24 protein-coding genes are annotated in these 24200 nt (G+C 42.7%); 11 read left to right on the top strand and 13 right to left on the bottom strand.

Translation table 11 applies throughout. The features are described from left to right. Positions 1-54 precede the first annotated feature (54 nt). The 12 genes from PTT44_RS07540 to PTT44_RS07485 form a co-directional block, all read right to left on the bottom strand. Complete coding sequence (locus tag PTT44_RS07540) at positions 55-474, bottom strand: acyl-CoA thioesterase (protein ID WP_168159538.1); 420 nt, start codon at positions 472-474, stop codon at positions 55-57. A gap of 9 nt (positions 475-483) precedes the next feature. Beyond that, positions 484-2016 carry an HAL/PAL/TAL family ammonia-lyase gene (locus PTT44_RS07535; RefSeq protein ID WP_168159539.1) on the bottom strand — a complete coding sequence of 511 codons (1533 nt, stop codon included), beginning with the start codon at positions 2014-2016 and terminating at the stop codon, positions 484-486. A 5-nt stretch (positions 2017-2021) separates the two neighbouring features. After that, positions 2022-2936 (bottom strand): LpxL/LpxP family acyltransferase, encoded by a 915-nt coding sequence (locus PTT44_RS07530; protein ID WP_168159540.1) that lies wholly within the window; start codon positions 2934-2936, stop codon positions 2022-2024. A gap of 17 nt (positions 2937-2953) precedes the next feature. Then, on the bottom strand, positions 2954-3688 hold the full coding sequence (locus PTT44_RS07525; protein ID WP_168159541.1) for a glycosyltransferase family 2 protein: 735 nt from the start codon (positions 3686-3688) through the stop codon (positions 2954-2956). 14 nt (positions 3689-3702) lie between these two features. Then, the gene (locus tag PTT44_RS07520) at positions 3703-5364 is read right to left on the bottom strand and encodes an AMP-binding protein (RefSeq protein WP_168159542.1); all 1662 of its coding nucleotides are present in this window, start codon (positions 5362-5364) and stop codon (positions 3703-3705) included. A gap of 77 nt (positions 5365-5441) precedes the next feature. After that, positions 5442-5996 (bottom strand): septation protein IspZ, encoded by a 555-nt coding sequence (locus tag PTT44_RS07515; protein WP_168159543.1) that lies wholly within the window; start codon positions 5994-5996, stop codon positions 5442-5444. Continuing rightward, positions 5993-6241, bottom strand: a complete 249-nt coding sequence (locus PTT44_RS07510; RefSeq protein ID WP_005012586.1) for an acyl carrier protein — start codon at positions 6239-6241, stop codon at positions 5993-5995. Before PTT44_RS07510 ends, PTT44_RS07515 begins: the two co-directional genes overlap by 4 nt. A 9-nt stretch (positions 6242-6250) precedes the next feature. Then, on the bottom strand, positions 6251-6511 hold the full coding sequence (locus tag PTT44_RS07505) for a phosphopantetheine-binding protein (RefSeq protein WP_005012584.1): 261 nt from the start codon (positions 6509-6511) through the stop codon (positions 6251-6253). Next, complete coding sequence (locus PTT44_RS07500) at positions 6495-7307, bottom strand: lysophospholipid acyltransferase family protein (RefSeq protein WP_159153447.1); 813 nt, start codon at positions 7305-7307, stop codon at positions 6495-6497. Before PTT44_RS07500 ends, PTT44_RS07505 begins: the two co-directional genes overlap by 17 nt. Beyond that, positions 7301-7921, bottom strand: a complete 621-nt coding sequence (locus PTT44_RS07495; protein WP_168159587.1) for a beta-ketoacyl synthase chain length factor — start codon at positions 7919-7921, stop codon at positions 7301-7303. Before PTT44_RS07495 ends, PTT44_RS07500 begins: the two co-directional genes overlap by 7 nt. Before the next feature lie 144 nt (positions 7922-8065). Continuing rightward, on the bottom strand, positions 8066-8983 hold the full coding sequence (locus PTT44_RS07490) for a LysR family transcriptional regulator (protein ID WP_004684302.1): 918 nt from the start codon (positions 8981-8983) through the stop codon (positions 8066-8068). Positions 8984-9683: 700 nt separating this feature from the next. Next, positions 9684-9806 (bottom strand): hypothetical protein, encoded by a 123-nt coding sequence (locus PTT44_RS07485; protein ID WP_004684300.1) that lies wholly within the window; start codon positions 9804-9806, stop codon positions 9684-9686. Between the two features lie 376 nt (positions 9807-10182). Between PTT44_RS07485 and PTT44_RS07480 the strand changes: the two genes are divergently transcribed. Further along, on the top strand, positions 10183-10848 hold the full coding sequence (locus tag PTT44_RS07480; RefSeq protein WP_168159544.1) for an epoxyqueuosine reductase QueH: 666 nt from the start codon (positions 10183-10185) through the stop codon (positions 10846-10848). Between the two features lie 2 nt (positions 10849-10850). On the opposite strand, the gene PTT44_RS07475 is transcribed toward PTT44_RS07480, so the two are convergent. Beyond that, entirely contained in the window at positions 10851-12245 is a 1395-nt protein-coding gene (locus PTT44_RS07475) for a methylenetetrahydrofolate reductase C-terminal domain-containing protein (protein ID WP_168159545.1), read from the bottom strand. Between the two features lie 520 nt (positions 12246-12765). On the opposite strand from PTT44_RS07475, the gene ribBA reads away from it, so the two are divergent. The 10 genes from ribBA (at position 12766) to PTT44_RS07425 (ending at position 24199) form a co-directional block, all read left to right on the top strand. After that, positions 12766-13881 carry a bifunctional 3,4-dihydroxy-2-butanone-4-phosphate synthase/GTP cyclohydrolase II gene (gene ribBA, locus PTT44_RS07470; RefSeq protein ID WP_004983924.1) on the top strand — a complete coding sequence of 372 codons (1116 nt, stop codon included), beginning with the start codon at positions 12766-12768 and terminating at the stop codon, positions 13879-13881. 18 nt (positions 13882-13899) lie between these two features. Beyond that, entirely contained in the window at positions 13900-14370 is a 471-nt protein-coding gene (ribH, locus tag PTT44_RS07465; protein ID WP_004684294.1) for a 6,7-dimethyl-8-ribityllumazine synthase, read from the top strand. A gap of 4 nt (positions 14371-14374) precedes the next feature. Then, complete coding sequence (gene nusB, locus PTT44_RS07460) at positions 14375-14830, top strand: transcription antitermination factor NusB (RefSeq protein WP_004983920.1); 456 nt, start codon at positions 14375-14377, stop codon at positions 14828-14830. A 12-nt stretch (positions 14831-14842) separates the two neighbouring features. Beyond that, positions 14843-15760 (top strand): thiamine-phosphate kinase, encoded by a 918-nt coding sequence (thiL, locus tag PTT44_RS07455; RefSeq protein ID WP_160362077.1) that lies wholly within the window; start codon positions 14843-14845, stop codon positions 15758-15760. Then, entirely contained in the window at positions 15738-16259 is a 522-nt protein-coding gene (locus tag PTT44_RS07450; protein ID WP_004983912.1) for a phosphatidylglycerophosphatase A family protein, read from the top strand. The genes thiL and PTT44_RS07450 overlap by 23 nt, the downstream gene beginning before the upstream one ends. Positions 16260-16279: 20 nt before the next feature. Further along, positions 16280-17644: a bifunctional UDP-N-acetylglucosamine diphosphorylase/glucosamine-1-phosphate N-acetyltransferase GlmU gene (gene glmU, locus PTT44_RS07445; protein WP_168159546.1), complete on the top strand. Its 1365-nt coding sequence runs from the start codon at positions 16280-16282 to the stop codon at positions 17642-17644. A gap of 12 nt (positions 17645-17656) precedes the next feature. Then, complete coding sequence (glmS, locus tag PTT44_RS07440) at positions 17657-19495, top strand: glutamine--fructose-6-phosphate transaminase (isomerizing) (RefSeq protein WP_094148730.1); 1839 nt, start codon at positions 17657-17659, stop codon at positions 19493-19495. A 152-nt stretch (positions 19496-19647) separates the two neighbouring features. Further along, on the top strand, positions 19648-20478 hold the full coding sequence (locus PTT44_RS07435) for a TnsA endonuclease N-terminal domain-containing protein (RefSeq protein WP_273795604.1): 831 nt from the start codon (positions 19648-19650) through the stop codon (positions 20476-20478). Further along, a complete protein-coding gene (locus PTT44_RS07430; RefSeq protein ID WP_273795603.1) occupies positions 20465-22552 on the top strand; it encodes a transposase in 2088 nt (695 codons plus the stop codon). The genes PTT44_RS07435 and PTT44_RS07430 overlap by 14 nt, the downstream gene beginning before the upstream one ends. Then, entirely contained in the window at positions 22553-24199 is a 1647-nt protein-coding gene (locus PTT44_RS07425; protein WP_273795602.1) for an AAA family ATPase, read from the top strand. It begins immediately after the preceding gene. Position 24200 lies beyond the last annotated feature (1 nt).

Here is a 24200-nt window from a genome sequence, read left to right as displayed (position 1 = left end):
GCTGTACACGCAACCAAAATCGACTGAGGGAATTTGTATCGAATCATGCTTGCATTACTCCGCCTTAAACTCAGGCCATGCTTTTAAACAGTCCAGCAACACCTGTGGCGACTGGAAGCACATTTCACGTTTTTCAATGTGCACCGCCACTTGCGAGGTATAGCCCTTGGTCAGCTTTCTACCCGAAACCACATCGAAAATCAGATATTCAATTTTCAAACGGTTTTCCCATTCTTTTAAAATGGCGCGCACGCGAATTTTTTGCTCAAACTCAATACCTTGTACATAGCGGACATGACTTTCAATCACCGGCCATGCATAGCCCGAGTCGCGCATTTGGTTATAGTTATAGTGAAATTGATCCAGCAGTTTGCAGCGCGCAATTTCAAAATATTTTAAATAATGCCCGTGCCACACCACATTCATGGTGTCAACATCATGAAAAGGCACTTCAATGATTACATCAGCATGCATGCTCATTTCCTATGAATATTGAACAGCAATGCTGTCTAACAGTTCTAAATGTTCAAAGCGATGAACCAGCGCCTGAAGCTCTTGTTGCAAAGGACGATCTTCCTCTACATAGGTGAAGTTCTGAAGCACCCAGTGTTGAAATGCTGTTAAAACAGGGCTGAGTTCTGTATCTACACCTTTGAGTTTGACCGCCTGAACTGCTGCACAACTGAGTGCCGCAATCACTTGTTCAGTCAGAGTAATCACACGGCTAGCATCACGTGCGGCAATAGTGCCCATGCTGACTTTGTCTTGATTATGACATTCGGTTGAGCGTGAGAAAATCGACGCAGCGAGCGTCTGTTTTAAGGCTTCTGCCGTCCATGCCGAAACCCCGATTTGCACCGCTTTAAAGCCATGATTCAGCGGCAAGCGCTCAGGACTAGAACCCGTTAAATTACGCGGTAAACCATTGTTCATTTTATAGTCCACCAACTGTGCCAACTGACGATCCATCAGGTCGGCAATATTCGCAATCATAATTTTTAGGCTGTCCATGGCTTGGGCAATATGTCCGCCATAGAAATGTCCACCATGCAGTACCCGCAGGTTCACTGGGTCAATCAATGGGTTGTCATTGCTTGAATTCAGCTCATTTTCAATAAACTGACGCAGCCACAGTTTAGAGTCTTCAAACACCCCGATCACATGCGGTGCACAGCGCAATGAATAACGGTCTTGCAGGCGTGAACTTTGGTGTTCAGTTTGTACTTCACTGTTTAACCAGTCGCGTAATTGGGCTGCAATATGTTGCTGTCCCCGATGTGGTTTTTGCGCAAACAAGACTTCATCAAAATGGCTTGGATTCCCTTCTAAAGCCAAAACATTCAATGCAGTAATTAAAGTACTGGCAAAAGAAATCTGTTCGGCTTTTTTATAATTCAGGCAGGCAATCGCAGTCATAACCGCTGTACCATTCATCAGGGCCAAACCTTCTTTAGGGCGCATCACCAAAGGCTGCAAGCCTTTTTCGGCATACACTTGTGCAATCGGCACGATCTGGCCTTGATAGTACACATCGCGTTCACCAACCAAGGCCCCAGCGATATAAGACAAAGGCGTCAGATCCCCACTGGCACCCACCGAACCTTCCGAGGGAATCACAGGAATCACATCTTCATTCAGCATCCAGACCAAACGCTGCAACAAGGCATGCGAAACACCCGAATAACCGCGTGCCAAAGAACATAAACGCACCACCACAACAGCACGTGCTGTAATTAAGTCTAAGTTTTGCCCCATGCCACAGCCATGAAAACGCGACAAATGCAGCGGCAGCTCATGCACTTGGTGGGCTGGAATTTCAACCAAGCACGAGTCGCCATAACCCGTGGTCACACCATAAATGACGCCTTCGTCTTGCAACAGCTGATCGAGGAAATCTGCACCGCGTTGAATCAATGCTGTCCATTCAGCAGATGCAGGCAATGCCACCTGTTTTTCTTTACGCGCTACAGCCACAACATCTTCAATACTGAGCGGAGTTTCCCCAACAATTAACACAAGACTTATCCTTTATTCCAAAAATTATAAAAATTAAACCATTGATAGGGCGCGCGTATGCAATGCTGTTCCAACAGTTCCACATACTGACTTGTGGTCTGTTGCATGGCCTGTAAACGCTCTTTACGCGGCCAGTTCAACTGCTCCGCCACTTGATGAATATGCACTTCAAAATGTGTATCAACTCGATAGCAAAACACTGCCAATACAGGAGCTTTTAGTAAGCTGGCCAAGATCCAAGCGCCTTGCGGCCACAGCGCTTGCTCGCCTAAAAAAGCAACCGATTGTACCCGATCTGACTGCACGGGTACGCGGTCTGCTGCCACAATCACCCATTCACCTTGATCGAGCTTCTCCTGCAAAATCAGTGCTGTTTCGATTCCTAGCTCATCCACCGAAACCAAATTAACATCGGCATGTTCATTCAGTTTTTTTAAAAATGCATTGAACTTGGTGGCATGTTTTTGATAAACCAACACATTAATTTTCTGCGGATGCTCTGCTTTGATGGCGCGCAGCAATTCAATATTGCCAAAATGCGACACCACAATCACCGCACCTTTTTGATAGTGCGAACGAAAGTGCGCATGACCATGTAGCTTTAAGTTCTGCTCAGGAATATGCCCGAGCCAGCCCTCAATTTTATCTAAAATACATTCGCCAAATTGCATTAAATGCGTATAGCTGAGCCACAGCTGTGGCTCAGCCTGAAACGGCGACTGTGCACCTGCAAAATGATGCAATTTCTTTAAGTACAGCAGAGAAGCTTGACGCGCGGTATTGGAAAAGAGCCAATACCATAAAATCACAAAGTATAAGATGACTCGGCACAGCCAGCGCCCACCCAGACGGTAAAAACCCAGCATCAGCATCAGCGGCAACATCCCGCCCCGCTCTTTCACGGCGTTCCATTTCTGCATATGCTTCTCTGACCGCCTTAGCCTTTGACTTTCTGATAAATCAGTTTGGGGAACCGCAGCAGCATGCCACCCAATAAGCGGCTATGCGCGCGCGCCATGCCCAAATTGTCACGCCAAACATCAAAATGTGAAATGCCGCCTTCAGGGTAAATCACATGCGTGGGCAGATTGATAAACGGCACATTGTCCCATTTCAAACGCACTAAAATTTCCGAGTCAAAGCCCATCCGCGGTTGAAACTTGGCTGTATTTAAAATGTTCACCGTCTGCGCCAGAGGATAAACGCGAAAGCCACACATGCTGTCTTTAATGTCAAAAGATAGGCTGTTAATCCACACCCAAATATGTGTTGCATAACGGCCATAGAGACGTTTTTTTGGAACAGTCGCATCAAAGATCGGCTGACCAATCACCATGGCTTCGGGGTGCTGGATAGAGGTGTCTAAAAAGCGTTGCACATCCGGCCAGTCATGTTGTCCATCGGCATCCAGTTGCAAAGCATGGCTATAACCACATTCAAAGGCATGTTTAAGACCTGTGATCACTGCTTGTCCCTTACCCTGATTATGGGTATGTTCAACCAAATCGACCATTGGGTAATCCTGCGCGAGCTGATGTAACACCGCCGTACAAGTAGCATCACTGCCATCGTTCACCATAATGATCGGTAACTCGAAAGCGCTTAAATGTGACAGTAACGCAGCCAAATAATGCGGATGGTTATACACAGGAATCACAAAGCAGTGTTTCATTTTTCTCTCTCGGCTTAAACGTCTGAAGGGACAGCAAACAGCAAACGTCCTGATGCCAATATTTTGTCATGATTTTTCAGCTCAAAACTGACCTTATGCGCTTTACGGCTAAGCACCAGTTCCACCGTTTGATAGGGTTGAATCAGTCCTTGAAATTTTAACTGCTCAAAACCATTGCACCACAGTAAATCCGCCCAGTTTTGTTTGGCAAAATGCTGGATAAAACCAATTTGTCCTACGCCCGGATAAATCGGGAAGTTCGGGAAATGCCCTTTAAAGCACTCCAACTCAGGAATAAATTCCAACGCATAACTGATCTGCGTGTCCTGAGATTGCTGCGTCAGCACCACGGGCAAGGTCATCGGCTGAAAAAGCGATTTTAAATACTGTTTATTCAGCTTCGATTGTGCATTTTGTGGCATTTGCGTTAAGAACCGCCACTGCCGCGGAATCGCGATACTTTCCAATTTCAGTTGTAATTGTTTTTTCAGTTGTGCGGTAAAGGCAGCTTTGCCCTTTTCGGTGAGCAACACCCTTGCATCCTCGGTCAGCACCGCTACCACCGCTAACATCTGACGCTGTTCTTTTTCATGAATTAGGACATGGCACTGGCGTATTTCATCCAATTCAGCGATTTTTGCTTCAATGGCATCGAGACTTAACCGCTTTTCTTCAAGTTTAACAATGCGGTCCAAACGCCCCAATAACTGAAACAGACTTTTGGGATTATCTGCATCCATGAGCTGCACTTTATCTCCGGTCAAAATCCAATCTGCGCTAAAGGCATGGTTGGTTTTAACGGCTAACTCTTGCTGATTGGCACAGTTAATTTCGACATTGGCAAAGGGTGTCCATAGCGCATCATCCGCCTGACGGTGAGCGATACCGCCTGTTTCAGAACTACCAAACACTTCAGTAATCGGACGGTTCAGCAAAGGACGCACGTCTGCATCCAACTTTCCGCCAGAGGAATAGACCCTATGGCAGTCTTGCAATACCACATCTGTGGTCCAGCGCTTCAACAAAGCGGGGCTGGAAATCAGATAATTGGGCAGCTGCACATGGGCAATTTTTTTTTGAAGATCGACCACATCTTCAGGGAAAGCCAGTTGTTTTTGATAGAAACTGCGCCCACTGGCTAAGGGCCACAACAACTTAAACAACAAACCATAAATATGTTGATGGCTCACCGTGGCAATGGCTACCGCCTGCTCAGGTAAATCAAAACTGGCTTCCAAACCACAGACTTCGTTGAACAACTGTTGCAAAGTGCGGGGAATCTTTTTCGGCTGCCCAGTTGAACCCGAAGTATAAAAATACAGCTGCGCCTGATTGAAAAAGGAAGCATCAAATTGAAGCTCGAAGGTTGTCTCTGCTGTCGACAGCAAACGTTTTAAAAAATAAATCTGTTGTTCAGCCAATTCTTTTTCTAAGTCGCTGACCCGATGCGGCGGCAATAGCACCTGCTTGCCTGCTTGCAATGCCGCAAACAACAACACTAAAAACTCGTAACTGTCTTCTTGCCAAAGCGCCCATACAGGCTGTTCCAACGGCTGAATTTGCGCAGCCTGTTCAGCCACATCCAACCAAAAATTTTGAAATGTAATGAGGCTTGAATCCGCCTGAATACACAGGGGACGCAATGAATGAAGATGCTGCTGAAAATGACAAGACATAAAATTTGTTTTTAAAACCGTATTTCTAATCGCTATAGTTCGAGGCCACTGTTTCAGCTGCCCTGGCGGAAACGCTGTTATTTCTGTGCCTGATGCAGCCGCTGCTGGCGTTTGCGCAACACAAATTCACCCAGTAACAACCCACCCATCAAGAGATAAGAGATCAAGCCGTTATACAGCACCCAAATCTTCATCGGTGCAAAGAAAACAGTGATCAAAGCAAGGACCGCATTGATGCAAAAAAACCCACACCAAACTTTGGTCACTTGACGGGTCCATTCTACCCCTTCTTCGGGCAAATTAGGTTCTGCCAAACGTGCAAAACGTTCAATCATTGAAGGCGGTCGAATCAAGGTGCTGGCAAATATAAACAACGCCCCGAGACTCATAAAGACAGGATAAAGTTTAAGCCACGCATGATCTTTTAAAATCAAACTCAGCCCGCCACATAAAATGGCAAAACCCGTCAATGGCCACAGCAAGGCATTGCCCTTACTCAATAGACGCAGGGTGCCCAGTGCAATCAATACCGCACTTACCCAGACATACTGTCCATGCGCCAAAGCATAAGCCACAAAAAAAGGATAGAGGATCAATCCAATCCCTGCTATCCCTTTTAAAATGTTGTTCATGCAGCAGACATGTTCTGAATTACGACCACCACGTCTTGTACGGTCCGCACATTTTTAAAGTCTTCAGGATTGACTTGTTTACCTGTCAGTTCTTTAATTTTCACGACCAAATCGATGGCATCAATACTGTCAACATCAAGGTCTGAGGCTAAGTTTGACTCTAACTGCACATCTTCAGGCGCAATTTCAAACAGCTCTTCCATCCACTCACGTAATTTTTCTAACACGGTTTCTTGTGCAAGCATAGCAACCTCTTATGCTGTTTTCTGTGCTTCAACCAAAGCCACTAAGCTTTGAATTGATTTAAAATGTTCTTTGGTTTCTGCAGACTCTGCATTTAGATGAATGCCATACCGCTTTTTCAATGCCAAACCCAGTTCTAAAGCATCAATCGAGTCCAAACCCAGACCATCACCAAATAAAGGTGCGTCTGTATCAATATCTTCAATACGGATGTCTTCAAGGGCGAGGACATCAATAATCATTTGCTTTAATTCATCAGCAAGATTGCTCATTTAGGGATAACTCTTGGTTAAAAAACCACTGTAATTGTTGATTTAATTGACGCACATTTTTGGGATTGACCGTTACATCATCCAATACGTCTTCCACTCGGATCGCATCCAACACTTTTACATGGATATGAAAAGGCTGTTCTGGAATGTGATACCACTTTTCATTTTTGGTCAGGGTCGATGGCGTGCAGCTAATCAGCACAGGACGAATTGGTACGCCTGCACGTAAGGCAATATTGGCCGCACCGCGCTGAAACTCGTTCAACTGCTCACCTTTTGCTGTTCTTGTTCCCTCAGGAAAGATCAACAAGGACGCGGCATGATCCTGCTGCAATTTGTGTACACAGTCCTGAATAAATTGTTCAGAACCCGCATTTAAAATATAGCCCGCACTTTGCACAGGACCTTTGGTAAATGGATTTGACCACAGTGCCTGCTTAACGACACAGTTTGCTTGCTCCATTAAACCAATTAAAACCACCACGTCAATCAGTGTCGGATGATTGGCAATCACCAACTCCTGTTGACTGTTTTTTAATTTCTCTAAACCTTCAACCGTGTAAGTCATAATGCCCAGTTTCACCATCATTTCGGTGAAACCTTTAAAACTGTGTTTAATCACCTTTTGAGTGCGCTGTTTTCGGACATCCAGATCAGATGAACTCAGCTTAACTAGCGGCGCAACCAAACCACCAATCGCCACGCCGCCTAAGCCAAAGCTGGCAAAGCTAAATCCTGTCGCTCCAACCCGCCATGCATAGTTGGCTTTTTGCTTGATTCGATTTAATTTCAGCATTTCGTCCACGCTTCAGATTCAGTTTGCTCAGGATTAGTCCAAAACGTGTTAAATGCTAAAGCTTGCTGATAGGCTGGCGTTGCATTCGTATGCTTTGGCGTCAATATCAAATTTGCAGGCGCTAATGAAATCATCGCTGCCATCGCAAAAGCAGAAAATGGCTGATGCTCGATATAAATGTCCGGCAAGGCTTCATCATAATACACCAGCAAAACCTGACGAGCTTCTGGCCTTGTTTTTAACCATGCATAGGCTTCAATCAACCCATCATTCCACGAACCCGCCAAACTGGTCGCAGGTGTCGCATCCTGACATAAAATAGAATATAAGCCTGAAATTGCATTATGTACCGAGATTGAAAATTGAGTCGGTGAAGGGGTTTGCTCGCGTAACACATCTGCTAAAATATTCAGTGTTTTTGCTTCATCGCCATATTGCGACACCCACACAATATAATCGACTTTGTGGGTATCTAAAGTCTGCATTGCGCTATTCAAAGCCAGCTTTGCAAGACGCGATAAGCGTCGGCGTTGCATCGCAGGAATGTACTCTATAGCTGATAATTCTTGATCAACCAAGCTCATATTCAAGCGGGATACGTGGAGTTGCATCATCATGATCAGTGTTTAAAAGTTGACAAATTATCAGGCGCGCAATTATAGCACTGAGCCACATTTTTCACAAAAAATAACAAGCGCTGATAGGTTCAAAAAAGGAGGATGCAGCAACACTGATCCCCCTCCTTAAAACAAGAGCAACTAGATATAATATTGCGTTCTTTTCTTGGCAAATTTATCCAGTTGTTTTAAAAAGCCTTCGAAATAATCCTTCTCTTTTTCCTCAGTACGATAGCCTGCATAAAGAGTACGACGCAAACCTTCAGGCGCTACGCAGTCCAAACGACGCGAAGTCACCCAACCCTTTTGTTCATATTCGTTCACCACCCAATCGGGTAATGCCCCAATACCACGCCCACTTGCCACCAGTTGAATCAACATTTGGGTGAGGTCGGTGGTACGGATCTGTTTCGGCAGGATATTGGCCGGAATAAACAGACGCGACATAATATCTAAACGGTGCTTATCCACTGGATAGGTCACCAAGGTTTCTTCTGCAAGTTCTTGCACGGTAATGTCTTTGGCACGAACCAAAGGATGGGTATTGGATAAAACCAAACGCGATTCATACTCAAAAATCGGAAAATACTCCACCCCTTTTAACGCAATCGGGTCGGCTGTAATCAATAAATCAAACTCACCCGTCTGCAATAACTCATGCGGATTGGCCTCAAAACCTGAAGCGAAGTCCAGATCAACATCTGGATATTGTTGGCGATATTGATTTAATAACGGCATTAACCAATCGAAACAGCTATGACACTCTGAGGAAAAAGTAATACGTCCAGTTTGACCATGCACAATACGGGTGATGTCGCTTTGTGCAATTTGCACCTGCGGCAACACTTCATCAGCCAGTTTTAACAAACGCTGTCCCACATTAGAAAAGCTAACGGGACGGCTACGACGGTTCACCACTTCAACCCCAAACCACTGGTCTAACTCACGCAACTGGTGCGACAAAGCTGAAGGCGTTAAGCATAGGTCTCCCGCAGCAGCCACCAATGAGCCATGCTCTCTTAAAGCGGTTAAGGTTTTTAAATGGCGGAGTTCTAACATCTGGCGCGGCCCAATTTTTTAATCTTGATGAATACGGTATAGCTTAACCTATAAAAGTGAGATTCACTTATTTTTTTTCACCTTAATATATTTTTAATTAGTTTATTTCATTTTAATATCTATGATCTGCAACAAAAACACTCGCCCCATTTACAGAGAATGAAAAAATTTAAGCATTCAAATTCACAATCTTCATGATCCGTACATGTGCGCCAATCGAGAAGTAAGGCTTTCTCTTATAACTGTGGATGACTTTTAAGCCCATCTCTTAATCATGCCTAGGTTGAAGCGTGATTCCTTCAGTTTTTTGAGAGGTACAACGACCGAATCCAGCCCACCAACTGTCCTATTTAACTCGTGGCTATGCATCGAACTCTTGTGATATGTCTACTTTGATATAACGAAATCATGTGACAGCAAGCAGCATGCTCTTGTACCTGAGTTAAATTCAGCTCAAATATTGAGAACTGATGATTCTGATCTTCTATCCAAATTGAGCAGGCTAAAGCGCTGAAAAAGCATAAAGTACTGGCGAGTAAAACTTCGGATAGCCCTAGTCTTCAGGCTTTTTTATGTTCCACGTGAAGCATTATGTAAACATCGAATAAAAGTCGCTTGTCTCTCAAACTGATGAAATGCAAAACAGAGCATACAAAAACAAAAAAGCTTCCGACTAGGAAGCTTTTTTTAGATCTTAGATTTAACCATCAATCGTGAGCTTTAAAATCTCAGCTTTGGTATAACCCCGTTCTTTTAAAAGATGTTGAATGGCTTTTTTCTCATCTTGATCTTCAAGGAATTTACAGCGTTGGATCAAACGCATATCGGTCTCATACTGAAAATTATGACGACACTCCAATTCCTTATTGGAAGGCGTAGTAAAAAAATGAAGCACAGCTAGATACTCTCTTTCTTGCTGTTGAAGTGGCCCGCCTTCAACGAATACCTATCTAACACAACTGTTAAACACCCTTTGTGTAAATGATGACGAATCTCGCTCCATTATGCAAGTTTGGGCCTCTCAAATGTTCTCTCTCTACTCATCTTCAGCGCTCAATACAGGTCTTAATCATCGACCAAAGTCGATTTTTATCATGAAAATTCATCAGCTCATCCTGAGAATTCTTCATCCAATCGCCATTAATTCGCTCGTTAGACGTTTTAAACTGTCTGGTTTAAATAGATAAAAACCATTCAATATGTCGAAGCTCGAACGTCAGAAACTTAGCCTCCCCACAGGTCATGACAAACTGCTCTTGCATTCCTGCTGTGCACCTTGCTCAGGTGAAGTCATGGAAACCCTGATTGAATCGGGTATCGATTTTTCCATCTTTTTCTATAACCCCAATATTCATCCTGTAAAGGAATATCTGATTCGCAAAGAAGAAAATATTCGCTTTGCAGAAAAACATCATATTCCATTTATTGACTGTGATTACGACACAGACAACTGGTTTGCACGTGCCAAAGGTATGGAAAATGAACCAGAGAAAGGCATTCGTTGCACCATGTGTTTTGATATGCGTTTTGAACGTACAGCATTATATGCAGCAGAACATGGCTTTAGCCTAATCAGCAGCTCTCTCGGTATTTCCCGTTGGAAGAATATGCAACAGATCAATGAGTGCGGCCACCGTTCTGCTTCACATTATGCAGGCATTCACTACTGGGACTATAACTGGCGCAAGCATGGCGGTGCGGTACGCATGCTGGACATCAGCAAACGTGAAGAATTTTATCAACAAGAGTACTGTGGCTGTGTGTATTCACTGCGGGATAGCAACCGTTGGCGCATGAGCCAAGGCCGTGAACGCATCAAACTCGGACAAAAGTTCTATTCCAATACCATGGATCAGGACAGCTGATTTCAGCCAGCAGCCTCCACATACCAATTTTTCCAAGAGCTGGTTCCACGCACCGCAATCGACACGGTCGGAATCAGCTTTTCTTTTAATATCTTGGTTTGTCCAACGGCTTTGGCTAAGCGTGCTTTGACGGAGTGAATGCATTCACGGTCACCAAATTCACAGCGGTCTAAGCTGGTTCCACCACAGGGCCCATTGGCCAAGCCTTTGGGGCAAGTTTCAGGGCAAATATACAGGGTCTCGCCTAAACGGCATTGACCACAACTTTCACAGCCCACCACCGCATGCTTACTCAAATGTTCTGTTTTCAGTAACGCTTGTTTGGCACGCGAGCGATCCCAAACATTGAAATTAAAAATAAACCGCCCCACGCCTTTGGCCAGTTTAGATTCAAATAAAGCATCATGCATCAAATGCAGATGTTGGTACTTAATAATCTGACTTGAGGTCGCAGGCCGTGAATAATAAGCCAGCTTCGGATGAAACTCTGTACCAGTTTGCACCTGCCAAAGCGTATTCCAAAGTCGTTCACACTCAGCAAAACTCAAGTGCCTATATTCTTCAATATAGCTTTCTAGCAACACTTGCTCTTCAGGCTGATGGCAAGCCGATAAATGCACCCCCGCAAAACCCAAATGTCGACACATTAGAATCTGTAATGCGCAGCGCACATAAACGCGATCACTTAAACCCTGTTCTTTTTCCTGTTGCAACACCTGCAACATATGCGGGGTGATCACAATGCCGGCCACATTATGCTTCAGCATAAACTTAGCCCGTGCCAAGGTCAGTGGCATGACACAGGCTAACATTTTTTGAGCATACTGATGCCGCGCTAAAAATGCATGTGCATCTTGCAAAGCAGCCATGTCATAGCCCAATTGGGTAATCACATAATCGGCCCCTGCTTTCATTTTTTTATGCAGTTTTAAATATTGCGCCTCTTTTTCCGCTTCCGCATATTTAAATGGATTAAACGCTACACCGATATGAAAACCGCCTTGGCGTTTGGCTTCCATGACAGCATTCACCGACTCCAAATAACGTGTTCGGGGTTCTAGGTCGTGGCTATAGCAGTGCTGTTTTAATTTATCACCCGTTAAGAGCAACAAGTTCTTTTGACCCCGTGTTTTTGCATCTTGCAAAAACTGCTCAAAGTCTTGTATATCGCGTGCCTTCCCCGAAAAGTGAATGACTTTCTCAATCTCTTGTGGATACTGTTTGGCGACTTGCAAAGGCGCTTCATCGTCATCCGCATGTACCCGATCAGCCAAAGTCATACAAGCAGGAAAACCTGCAAATTGAGTTTTCACAGGCCACTGGGCTTGGTGTGCGCTTAAGTATTCAACCAATACGCAAAATTGTTGCTGTGCAAAATATTGAGCAAGTAAGGACATCACAGGAGAAATAATCCAGAGGATTAAAAAAGAAGAATTATAGTACAAATCAAAAATAGATGACGAATCGTATGGTTTTTCGCGACGGCACATTCAATATTTTTTAACTCATCCTCTACCCGATGAGAGAACTCAAATATCCACCCCGATCTGATTCATCAGTTGCAGCACCCTGCTCAAAATGAACCTGATGGTCAATTTCAAAAAAAGAAGGTACTCTAGCGCTCAACCACACGCCGCCAATAGCGCAACATTTTTCTAGACTACCTATTCACTAAGCCGATTGATCTATTTTCGATAAAATTATTCTTTTTTATGCTTTTCAATTGCTTAAAGACTAAGCACATTTCAGCTTTTTAAAATAAAGGCATCTTTTCAAGCTGGGACTGACTGTGTATAACAATGGACGACTCAAGGAAATGATTCGCACATAGGCAAAAGCCAGAAAAAAGCTTAAACTATGTGCCAATGAAAACAAATGATATGTCGTCCATGGCGACAACGATGAAGGTGAAGGTTGATGCCGCTCAATACCGTTGAAGAGCTAGTTGCAGATATCCGTGCAGGTAAAATGGTCATCCTGATGGATGACGAAGATCGTGAAAATGAAGGTGATTTAGTTATCGCAGCGACCCATGTTCGCGCAGAAGACATCAACTTTATGATCACCCACGCACGTGGTTTGGTGTGCTTAACGCTCAGCCGTGATCGCTGTAAACAATTGAATCTTCCATTGATGGTCGATGCCAATGGCGCACAACATGGCACCAACTTCACGCTCTCCATTGAAGCGGCAGAAGGTATTTCTACAGGGATTTCACCTGCAGAACGTGCGCATACTATTCAAACGGCAGTAGCGGCACATGCAAAACCATCAGATATCGTTCAACCTGGGCATATTTTCCCCTTGATGGCGCAGCCTGGTGGCGTTCTACACCGCGCAGGTCATACCGAAGCAGGTTGTGATTTATCTCGCCTAGCGGGTCTAGAGCCTGCATCGGTCATCTGTGAAATCATCAATGAAGATGGCACGATGGCGCGCCGTGCCGATCTTGAAATTTTTGCTGAAAAGCATGGTTTAAAAATTGGCACCATCGCGGATCTGATCCACTACCGTATGACCAATGAACAAACGGTTGAACGGATTGATCAGCAAAGCATTGATACCGAATATGGCACTTTTGACTTATATCGTTACCGCGAATTAGGCAATCCAGATATTCACTTGGCTTTGGTGAAAGGCGAACCAAAAGAAGGGGTAACCACCGTTCGTGTCCATGGTTTCAACCCTGTTCGTGACCTGCTCAAACTCAACAAAAAAGACGGCGAGCCCGCATGGAATCTCGACAAAGCGCTGCAAGAAATCGCAAGCAGCGATCGGGGTGTTTTGGTTTGGATTGGCCAGCGTCATTTACAAGACTTAGGCCCAGCCTTAGACAGCCTTACAGCACCAAAACCAACCAAATCCAATGCTGCTTTATCTCAGCAGTACCAAACCATTGGGGTGGGCGCACAAATTTTACGTGATTTAGGCGTAGAAAAGATGAAGCTTTTGAGCTCACCTTTACGCTTTAATGCACTCTCTGGGTTTAATTTAGAAGTGGTGGAATATATCACCGCACATCAAACAACTTAAAAAATCATCGAGGTTGCTATGGCAATTCGCCGTATTGAAGGTATGTTACATCTCGCTAGCGAAGGCCGTTATGCGATTTTAGTGGGTCGTTTTAATAGTTTTGTTGTCGAACATCTATTAGAAGGTGCAATTGATACATTGAAACGTCATGGTGTATCAGAGGATAATATCACTGTTGTTCATGCACCAGGCGCGTGGGAACTTCCTGTCGTGGCTAAAAAATTAGTGGCGTCTGAACGCTTCGATGCCATCATTGCACTGGGTGCTGTGATTCGTGGTAGCACACCGCACTTCGACTTTGTTGCAGGTGAATGTGCCAAAGGTTTAGGCGTGGTTGGCCTAGAATCTGGTCTTCCAGTGATTAATGGTGTATTGACTACGGATAGTATTGAACAAGCGATTGAACGCTCGGGTACAAAAGCAGGTAATAAGGGCGGCGAAGCTGCTCTTACTGCAATTGAAATGGTTAACTTGTTAAAGGCTATTTAACGCTATGTCGCAAACATTGCAAGCAACTTATGCAGCAAAACGTAAAGCGCGTCGCTTTGCTGTACAAGGAATTTACGAATGGCAAATGAGCCACAATCCAGTCCATGAGATTGAAGCACGTACGCGTGTGGAAAATGCCATGCACAAAGTGGATCTGAGCTATTATCATGAATTGTTAACCCAAGTGGTTGCCAATCATGAAGCATTGGATGCGCTCTTAATCCCTGTGCTTGATCGCGAAGTTTCTGCGCTTGATGGCGTTGAACTTGCGACCCTTCGTTTAGGCGCATATGAACTCAAGGAACATCTTGAAATTCCATATCGTGTGGTTTTAGACGAAGCGATCGAGCTTGCTAAACATTTTGGCGGTGCAGACAGCCATAAATACATCAATGGTGTATTAGATCGTTTAGCAACAACTTTACGTGCAGCAGAAAAGCAACAAGCGAACTCACAGTAGTAGATTTGTTGTATGGCTGAGTTTTCGATCATTGATACCTATTTTAATCGTAAGAGTCCTCATTCTGTCGATTTAGGCGTCGGTGACGACTCAGCCTTGCTCACCCCACCACCACAGCAACAATTGGTCATTTGTGCCGATACCTTGGTTGCTGGACGTCACTTCCCGCTTGATACCAGCCCACATGCGATTGGCTGGAAATCTGTCGCGGTCAATTTATCTGATATCGCCGCAATGGGCGCGAAACCTCAGAGTATTTTACTGGCTTTGAGCTTACCCCAAATTGATCATGACTGGCTCAAAGGTTTTAGTCAGGGTTTATATGATTGCTGTGATCAATTTGGCGTGAGTTTAATTGGTGGAGACACCACCCAAAGCCCACATCTCACCATTTCCGTGACAGCACTGGGTTGGGTCGATATCGGTCAAGCCATCACTCGCTCTGCCGCTCAAGTGGGTGATTTGATTTGTGTCAGTGGTACTGTCGGCGATGCTGCTTTTGCCCTGCAACACTTAGGCCACCCTCTCCAACACCGTTTAGACTACCCTACCCCACGCTGTGAACTGGGGCAAGCACTCAAAGGCTTAGCGCACAGTATGATTGATGTGTCAGATGGCTTAGCACAAGACTTAAGTCATATTTTAAAAGCATCCCATGTGGGCGCGACCCTACAGCTTGATCAATTGCCCATCAACACCACGCTACAAGATTTAACACGAGAACAACAATGGCAATATGCTTTGGCGGGTGGCGATGACTATGAATTATGCTTTACAATAAGCCCGCAGAATTATGAAAAACTTTTGCAACAACAAAACCATAGCAGCATCAGTGTCATTGGAAAAATTGATGCCGAAAGTGGTCTGCGTTTTCAACAAAATGGCTTAGACCATTCCTTGCAATTTAATGGATATCAACACTTTGCATAAGCCCCCTATCCTCTTTCGTCAGATGTCTTGGTATGACCGTTTCATCGTATTTTGTGGTGTAGGGTTTGGCTCAGGGCTAGCACCCAAAGCACCAGGAACGTTTGGTTCTGCATTCGCACTGCTGTTCGTCCCGATTTGGCTTGCAATTGGCTTATCGAACACCATTATTGCCATCATCCTCATGTCTCTAATTGGCATTTATATCTGTGGGCATACTGCCAAAGTGATGGGCGTCCATGATGATGGGCGTATTGTATGGGATGAGTTTGCTGGCCAGTCCATCACCTTTTTGCCTGTCCTGTATTTAGGGCAAATGAATTGGCTCTGGCTGCTCCTGGGTTTTATTTTATTTCGTATTTTTGATGTGTGGAAACCGTGGCCGATTCGTGTCATTGACCAAAAAGTCGAAGGTGGCTTTGGTATTATGCTCGACGACCTGATTGCAGGACTTTGGGCTGCACTTTGTATTTGGATTTATTTTTATTTCACTGTGGCTTAGGCCATTTTTAGGATTAGAACATGTCAACGACTGTTATTATTCTTGCTGCAGGTAAAGGAACACGTATGCGTTCTTCTTTACCCAAAGTACTACAACCACTTGCAGGACGTCCTTTACTTGGTCATGTCATCGACACTGCAAAAAAATTAAATGCAGCCAATATTATTACAATTTATGGGCACGGCGGAGCACGAGTTCAAAAAACATTTACTCATGAAAAGATTGAATGGGTGGAACAAGCTGAGCAACTCGGAACAGGTCATGCAGTGCAAATGACACTCCCCGTCCTTCCACAGGAAGGCAGCTCACTGATTTTATCAGGCGATGTACCTTGCATCTCTCAAAACACGCTACAAAAATTACTCAATGCAACTGCCGAGACAGGCATTGGTCTAGTGACTTTAACTTTAGCCGATGCAACAGGTTATGGGCGTATAGTGCGTGAGAATGGTCAGATTCAGGCGATTGTTGAACATAAGGATGCGACCACAGAGCAGCATCAGATTAAAGAAATTAATACAGGTATTTACTGTGTCAGCAATGCCAAATTACATGAGTGGTTACCACGCTTAAGCAATAATAATGCGCAAGGTGAATATTACCTGACTGATATTGTAGCAATGGCCTTAACAGATGGGATGCAAGTCGCATCGGTTGAGCCTGAACAAGCCTTCGAAGTTGAAGGAGTCAATGATCGTATTCAGCTCGCCGCATTAGAACGCCAATTCCAAACCGATCAAGCCAAAAAGTTGATGCAGCAAGGTGTGCATTTAATTGATCCTAGTCGCTTTGACCTTCGTGGAAATTTAACCGTTGGACAGGACGTACGCATTGACATCAATGTGATTATTGAAGGCGAATGTGAATTCGGCGACCATGTAGAAATTGGTGCAGGTTGTATCATCAAAAACACCAAGATCGCAGCAGGTACAAAAGTTCAGCCGTATAGCATCTTTGATAACGCTATGGTTGGTGAAGATGCGCAGATTGGTCCTTTTGCTCGTTTACGTCCAGGTGCAAAACTGGCGGCTGAAGTGCATATTGGTAACTTCGTTGAAGTCAAAAACACCAGCATTGGCTTCGGTTCAAAAGCCAACCACTTTACTTATTTGGGTGATGCTGAAATTGGTGCGGGCTCGAACATTGGTGCTGGGACCATTACCTGTAATTATGATGGTGCAAATAAATTTAAAACCATCATTGGTGATGCTGCATTTATTGGTTCTAACAGCTCATTGGTTGCACCTGTCACGATTGGCAATGGGGCAACCGTCGGCGCAGGTTCAACCATTACCCGTGATGTTGCAGAGAATAGCTTAGCGGTAGAACGCTCTAAGCAAGTTGAAAAAGAAAACTATCAACGTCCACAAAAGATGAAGAAATAAGAGGATTAAATTATGTGCGGTATTGTCGGTGGCGTTGCAGAACGTAGTATTACCAATATTTTAATTGAAGGTTTAAAGCGTCTTGAATATCGTGGCTATGACTCTGCGGGTTTAGCGCTGGTCAATCAAGGCCAAGTTTTACGCGAAAGACGTGTCGGTAAAGTATCCAATCTAGAAGAAGCCGTTAATCAATCCAATATTCTCGGTTCTCTAGGTATTGCACATACACGTTGGGCAACCCATGGCAAACCCACTGAAGATAATGCACATCCGCACATTTCAGGCGATGTTGCTGTAGTCCATAACGGCATTATTGAAAACTATCAAGAACTCAAAGACGATCTTGAAGCTTTAGGCTATGTATTTACCTCACAGACCGATACTGAAGTGGTCGCTCACTTGGTTAAAGATGCTTTAAAGTCTACCCCAAGCTTGCTGGAAGCTGTGCAACAAGTTGTGCCTCAGCTTAAAGGGGCTTATGCACTGGGTATCGTACATACCGACCATCCAGATGAACTGATTACCGTGCGTGAAGGTTCACCTTTGGTCATTGGCGTCGGTATTGGCGAAAACTTTATCAGTTCAGATCAATTGGCTTTACTGCCTATTACCAATCGTTTTATTTACCTTGAAGAAGGTGATATTGCTCGTTTAACCCGCAATAGCATTGAAGTTTTTGTCGCTGGTCAACGGGTCGAGCGCCCAATCAAAGAATTAGATGCTGCCGTCAGCAATGCATCTAAAGGTGAATATAAACATTACATGCTCAAAGAAATTTATGAGCAACCCGAAGCGATTCAACAAACCATTTCTCAAGCTCTAGATGGCAATGCACTGCGTGAAGACTTTCTTGCCAATGCAGTCGCGGATTTCCAAAAAATTCAGCAAATCCAAATCATTGCCTGTGGGACCAGCTACCATGCAGGGATGATTGCCAAATATTGGTTTGAACAACTGATTGATTTACCGTGCCAAGTAGAAATTGCGAGCGAATTCCGCTATCGCAGCCCTGTAATTGTCAATCACACACTTTATGTCTGCATTTCACAATCTGGTGAAACCGCTGATACTTTAGCCGCACTGCGTGATACCCAAAAACGTGCTGCAGCAAAAGGTGCTGATATCACCACCATGACTATTTGTAATGTCGCAACATCGTCTATGGTACGTGAGACCAATCATAGTCTGCTTACACTAGCGGGTCCTGAAATTGGTGTAGCATCGACCAAGGCGTTTACCACGCAGCTTGCAGCACTGATGTTATTGGTCCTAAAAATCGGTACAGTTAAGAAAAGCATTTCTGTACAGCATGTGGCTGAGATTACGGCTGAACTTTGGCATACCCCTAAAGTAATTTTAGATACCTTACGTAATGACCCTGAAATTTTACGTTTGTCTGAACTTTTCGTAGAGAAGCAGCACTGCTTATTCTTAGGTCGTGGCACGAATTTCCCGATCGCACTTGAAGGGGCGTTAAAACTCAAAGAGATTTCATATATCCATGCTGAAGGCTATGCCGCAGGTGAACTTAAACATGGTCCGCTCGCTTTAGTCGACAATGACATGCCTGTGGTCATTCTCGCACCGAAAGATGATATGCTCGATAAACTCAAATCGAATATGGAAGAGGTTCAAGCTCGTGGTGGTGAACTCTTTGTCTTTGCCGATGAAAATAGTGGCATTAAAGCCAAAGACCGTCAGCATGTGGTTTATGTACCAAGCATTAGCCCAATATTGGCTCCAATTGTTTATAGCGTACCTGTACAACTGCTGTCTTATCATGTTGCAGTCCTTCGTGGCACGGATGTCGACCAACCTCGAAACCTCGCTAAATCGGTCACTGTAGAATAATTATTTAAATAAAGGCTGGATATCCTGTATGAGAGTAATAAAGTTTCATACTAAGTAATAAAGTCTCATACTGAGTAATAAAGTGTAATACCGAATTGCTCAAAAAATCCACACAAGCTATGCTCTAAACAGCATGATGTGTGGATTTTTTTATGGCCAACTTTAAGAACACACAAAATCATGAACTCAAAATTCAAAAATGGATTAAAGAAGGACGAGGACAGGGTTTTGGAAATAACTATAAGCCTTGGCTCACAATTCGAGATGTGAGTTCAGAAGGTCGATCTCACCGAGTTTTTGGTCATAAAAGCCAAAGAACTCATCACCTTCTCTCCGATCTAGAGCTTTCTACTTTTCTATTACTAGAATGGCATTCAACGACTATCGATATCCGAGAACAATATCCCTTAGACCTCGAACAAACTCTAGAAATTGCGAAGACAATTGGAATCCCTCACCCTAGATTTGGCAAACACTATCAAATTATGACAAGCGATTTTTTAGTGGATACACATAATTCAATAACACCTAAGTTTGTAGTCCAAGTTAAATATTCAAATGCTCTCAATGACCCACGCACAATAGAAAAAATAGAAATTGAACGACAATATTGGAAACAGCAAAACATACCTTTTTATATTTTTACCGAGTATCAAGTTCCTAAAACTGTCAGCCAGAACATTCAATGGTTATACAGTTCAATAAATACTCTGGAACTGAGTGAACAAGATACGCTAGATAAACTTAACTTTTATGCAGATATTTTTATTAAAAATAAATCTAAAAAGATTAATGAATTAGCGAGAACTGTTGATCAAAAATATCATTTTGAGTTAGGACAATCTTTAAGAGAAATTAGAGACTTGCTGGCTCAGCGGTATTTCATATTTGATCTTAATATTTCTTTTAAGGATTTGAATACAGATCATATTCAATTGGGCGAGCTTAATATTTGGAATGAGGTACTTCATGCTGAAAATTAATGAAGTATTAAGTTTTGAAAGCTCTTTATTTAGGATTTTAACTATCCTACCTGACTCTGTGATTTGGATTAATCTTGACTTGGAAAATGCTTTTCCAATTGAAGTTAGTAGAACAGAAATCTTAAAAGGTTTGGAAGATGGCAATATTAAAAGAGCAATAGACCCACATGAGCCACTTGCTTTCATTCAGCCGAAGAAGGAATCAATACAAGAAATAAAACGTGACCAAAATTATGCTCTTATTTACCCTCTAATTTCTCATGAGTTATTTTATATTCCAGCTCAAAGAGGAAAAATAATTAGGGAAATCATGGATAAACATGACGTCACCAAACAAACTATTTATCGCTTAGCTCGCAGATATTGGCAAAGAGGACAAACTCCTAATGCATTACTTCCTGATTACAAAAATAGTGGAGCTAAGGGTCAAAAAAGAACAGCTAAAGACAAAAAATTAGGTCGACCTCGTATCTATAATAGTGAACAAGGCATTAATGTTAATGAAGATATTGAAAAGCTTTTCTATCGCACCATTAAATTATTCTTTTTAAAAGACAACAAACATTCACTCCCATTTGTATATCGAAAATTTCAAACCACTTATAAAAATCTATATCCCGATATAGCAGAATCAGATATTCCAACAATATGGCAGTTTAAGTATTACTACGAAAAAGAATTCAAAAAAATTGAAAGCGTAAAAGCTCGTATTGGTACATCCAACTACCGCAAAGACTATCGTCCTTTGCAATCAACATCTAACGCTCAAGCCTTAGGCCCTGGTGCACGTTATGAAATTGATGCCACGATCGCTGATATTTATCTTGTTTCAAATTCAAATCCAGAAAGTATCGTTGGTAGACCCACCATTTACTTTGTGATTGACGTCTTCAGTAGATTAGTCGCAGGCTTTTATATCGGTTTTGAATCACCTTCATATTTAGCTGCTATACAAGCATTGAATATAGCGATGACCAACAAGGTTAAGTATTGTGCTGAGTATGGGATCTCAATTCAGCCAGAAGATTGGCCAGCTGTGGGTCTACCTGATGCTTTACTCGCGGATCGAGGAGAACTATTAGGCTATCAAATTGAAGCCTTAGAAAAAACTTTCGCTGTAAGACTCGAAAATGCGCCAGCTAGACGTGGTGATGCTAAAGGCATCGTAGAGCAAGCTTTCAATACGTATCAGGCTTATTTCAAAAAAGAAGGTAAAGGAAAAGGTGTTGTTGAAGGCACCACTGTAAAAAAGACTGGTGGTAATGATTACCGCCAAGATGCCACATTAAATATTCACCAATTTACTGAAATCATTCTTGCCTGCATCATCTCGCACAATCAATTTCATGTGTTAAAAACATATGACCGTGAAGCAGATATGCCCAATGACTTACCAACCATACCCTTACATTTATGGAATTGGGGCATTCAAAACAGAACAGGAAAATTGAGAAATGTTCCAGAAGAAGCTCTCAGAATCGCATTATTGCCACGTACTAAAATCACAATATCAGACTTAGGCATTAAAGCATTTGGTCTTTACTACCTAGCAAAAGAAGTACTTGATCTCGGTTGGTTACATCGTAAAACAGGAAGTTCTCGTCCTCAAAACCTTGAAGCCGCATATGATCCTTACTCAGTGAATAAAATTTATATTTTTCCGAAAGATAATAGTCTCGAATATTGGATGGGGTCTCTCTCCGATCGATCGAGAGAATTTAAAGATTGTACTTTGTGGGAAGTCAAAGAAAGGCAAAAAGCCCAAAAAGAGCACCTTGTACAGCACGAACTAGAGGCTTCAAAAAAACGAAGAGAGCTTGAAGCTTTTATCAATGAGAAATTTAAAACTAAGCATTCGAAGTGTCCAATTAAACCATCTCAACGAATCGCTGAAATAACTGAAAATAAAGCAAAAGAAAAAAGTAGTGAACGCAAAGCTAAGGTAAAACAGCAAGAAATAGCGGATACAAATATTATTCCAATGCCTAAACTGAAAACCTCAATTAAGCCTCAAGATGCTGAATCAGTTCATTATCCAGACTTAACAGACGAATTATTTGGTGAGGATGACTAAATGACTTTGCCATTAAATTTTATTCAAGCCCGTTACACACCTAGTTTTGGTGAATATAAAGACAATCCATTTATTGAAGCTCTTCCACCAATCATGCAAGAAATTGCAGATATCAAAGCTAATCTGATTGGTAAAGTGGACTTTAATCCTGAAGATATTCTGAGATCTAAGAACGAAAGAATTCATCTTTCATCTCAACTTCTTCATCAATTTTTTCAACCCATTACTCGACATATTTCATTAGAACAAAAAATTGCAATATTAATTCGTCAAGGCTATGTAGGGCGCAATATTGCTGATGGGAAATTGCACCAACATTTGCAAAATGGTTATGAACGTATTATGTCGGGAGACATTAATGCTTTTCGTTTTGATGCGCCGAAATCTACAGCTTTAAGCTATTCACTTATCGGTTGTTCAGGCAGTGGTAAAAGCACAACGTTACAACGCATTCTGAATCTTTATCCTCAAGTGATTTATCATGAAAAATACAACTTCACTCAACTCGTTTATCTCAAAATAGACTGCCCTCATGATGGCTCATTGAAAAATTTATGTTTGCATTTCTTTAAGGCGATTGATGTTGCATTGGGAACAGATTTTGAAAGAAAAGTGGCCTTAAAAAGATTAGGAATCGAAGCTCTACTAAACTATATGCGTCAAATTACCAATACCTATGCTATTGGTGTGCTCGTCATTGACGAAATCCAACACCTGAGTGTTAAAAATTCAGGTGGTGCTGAAAAAATGCTGAACTTTTTTGTCACCTTAATCAATGTTGTAGGTTTGCCAGTGGTTATGGTCGGCACACCTAAAGCCAAATTTATATTTGATGGTGATCTACGTTCAGCGCGTCGTGGGGCTGGTTTTGGGGCTGTTATATGGGAACCTATGAAGAACAATCCCCCATTATCAAATACCGCAACTAGAACAGAATGGATTGCTTTCACCAATGCCCTTTGGAAATACCAATGGCTAACCAATAAAGAACAACTGAGTGAAGAAATTCGAGACTGTTGGTATGAACTCTCTCAAGGCGTACTAGATATAGTCGTCAAACTTTTTGTCTTGGCTCAATGCCGAGCGATCATGACAGGGCTAGAAAGAATTACATCTCGTTTGCTTAGACAGGTCTATGAAGATGAACTCAAATTTGTCCATCCAATGATAGAAGCACTCAAGTCTGGAGATCCTAATCGCATCGCACTCTATTCCGACCTAACTATTCCATATGTGGACAAAACCTTACTTCTACTTCAGAAAAAAATAGAAGAAGAACAAGAAAAAGTTGAACAATACAATGGAAATGTACATGCACAAAGATTGCATAACCTACTGATTGCCACTGGATATCCAGAATCTAAAGTAATCTCTGCAATCAAAAAAGCCTTTGTCGACTTCCCTCACCTTAATATGAAAGAACTCATGCCTATCGTTTCGAATTGGCTCACTGAAGTTAAGGCGGACAAAGAAATTAAACCCGAGAAAATGAATCTCAAAAAAATAAAACAAAGTGAATGGATGAGCTTACCGTCAGATGATTTAAGGTTTAAATTTTCTCAAAAGCAAAAATCACAAAATTTTTATGACGTTCTTCAATCAAGCGATTTAATTTTTGATACTCAAACTTGGGTACAATCAATGTAAT

The organism is Acinetobacter sp. Gutcm_16 (assembly GCF_028649355.1).
GTDB classification, from domain to species: Bacteria; Pseudomonadota; Gammaproteobacteria; order Pseudomonadales; family Moraxellaceae; genus Acinetobacter; species Acinetobacter johnsonii.
This window is presented reverse-complemented; position numbering and strand designations above follow the sequence as displayed.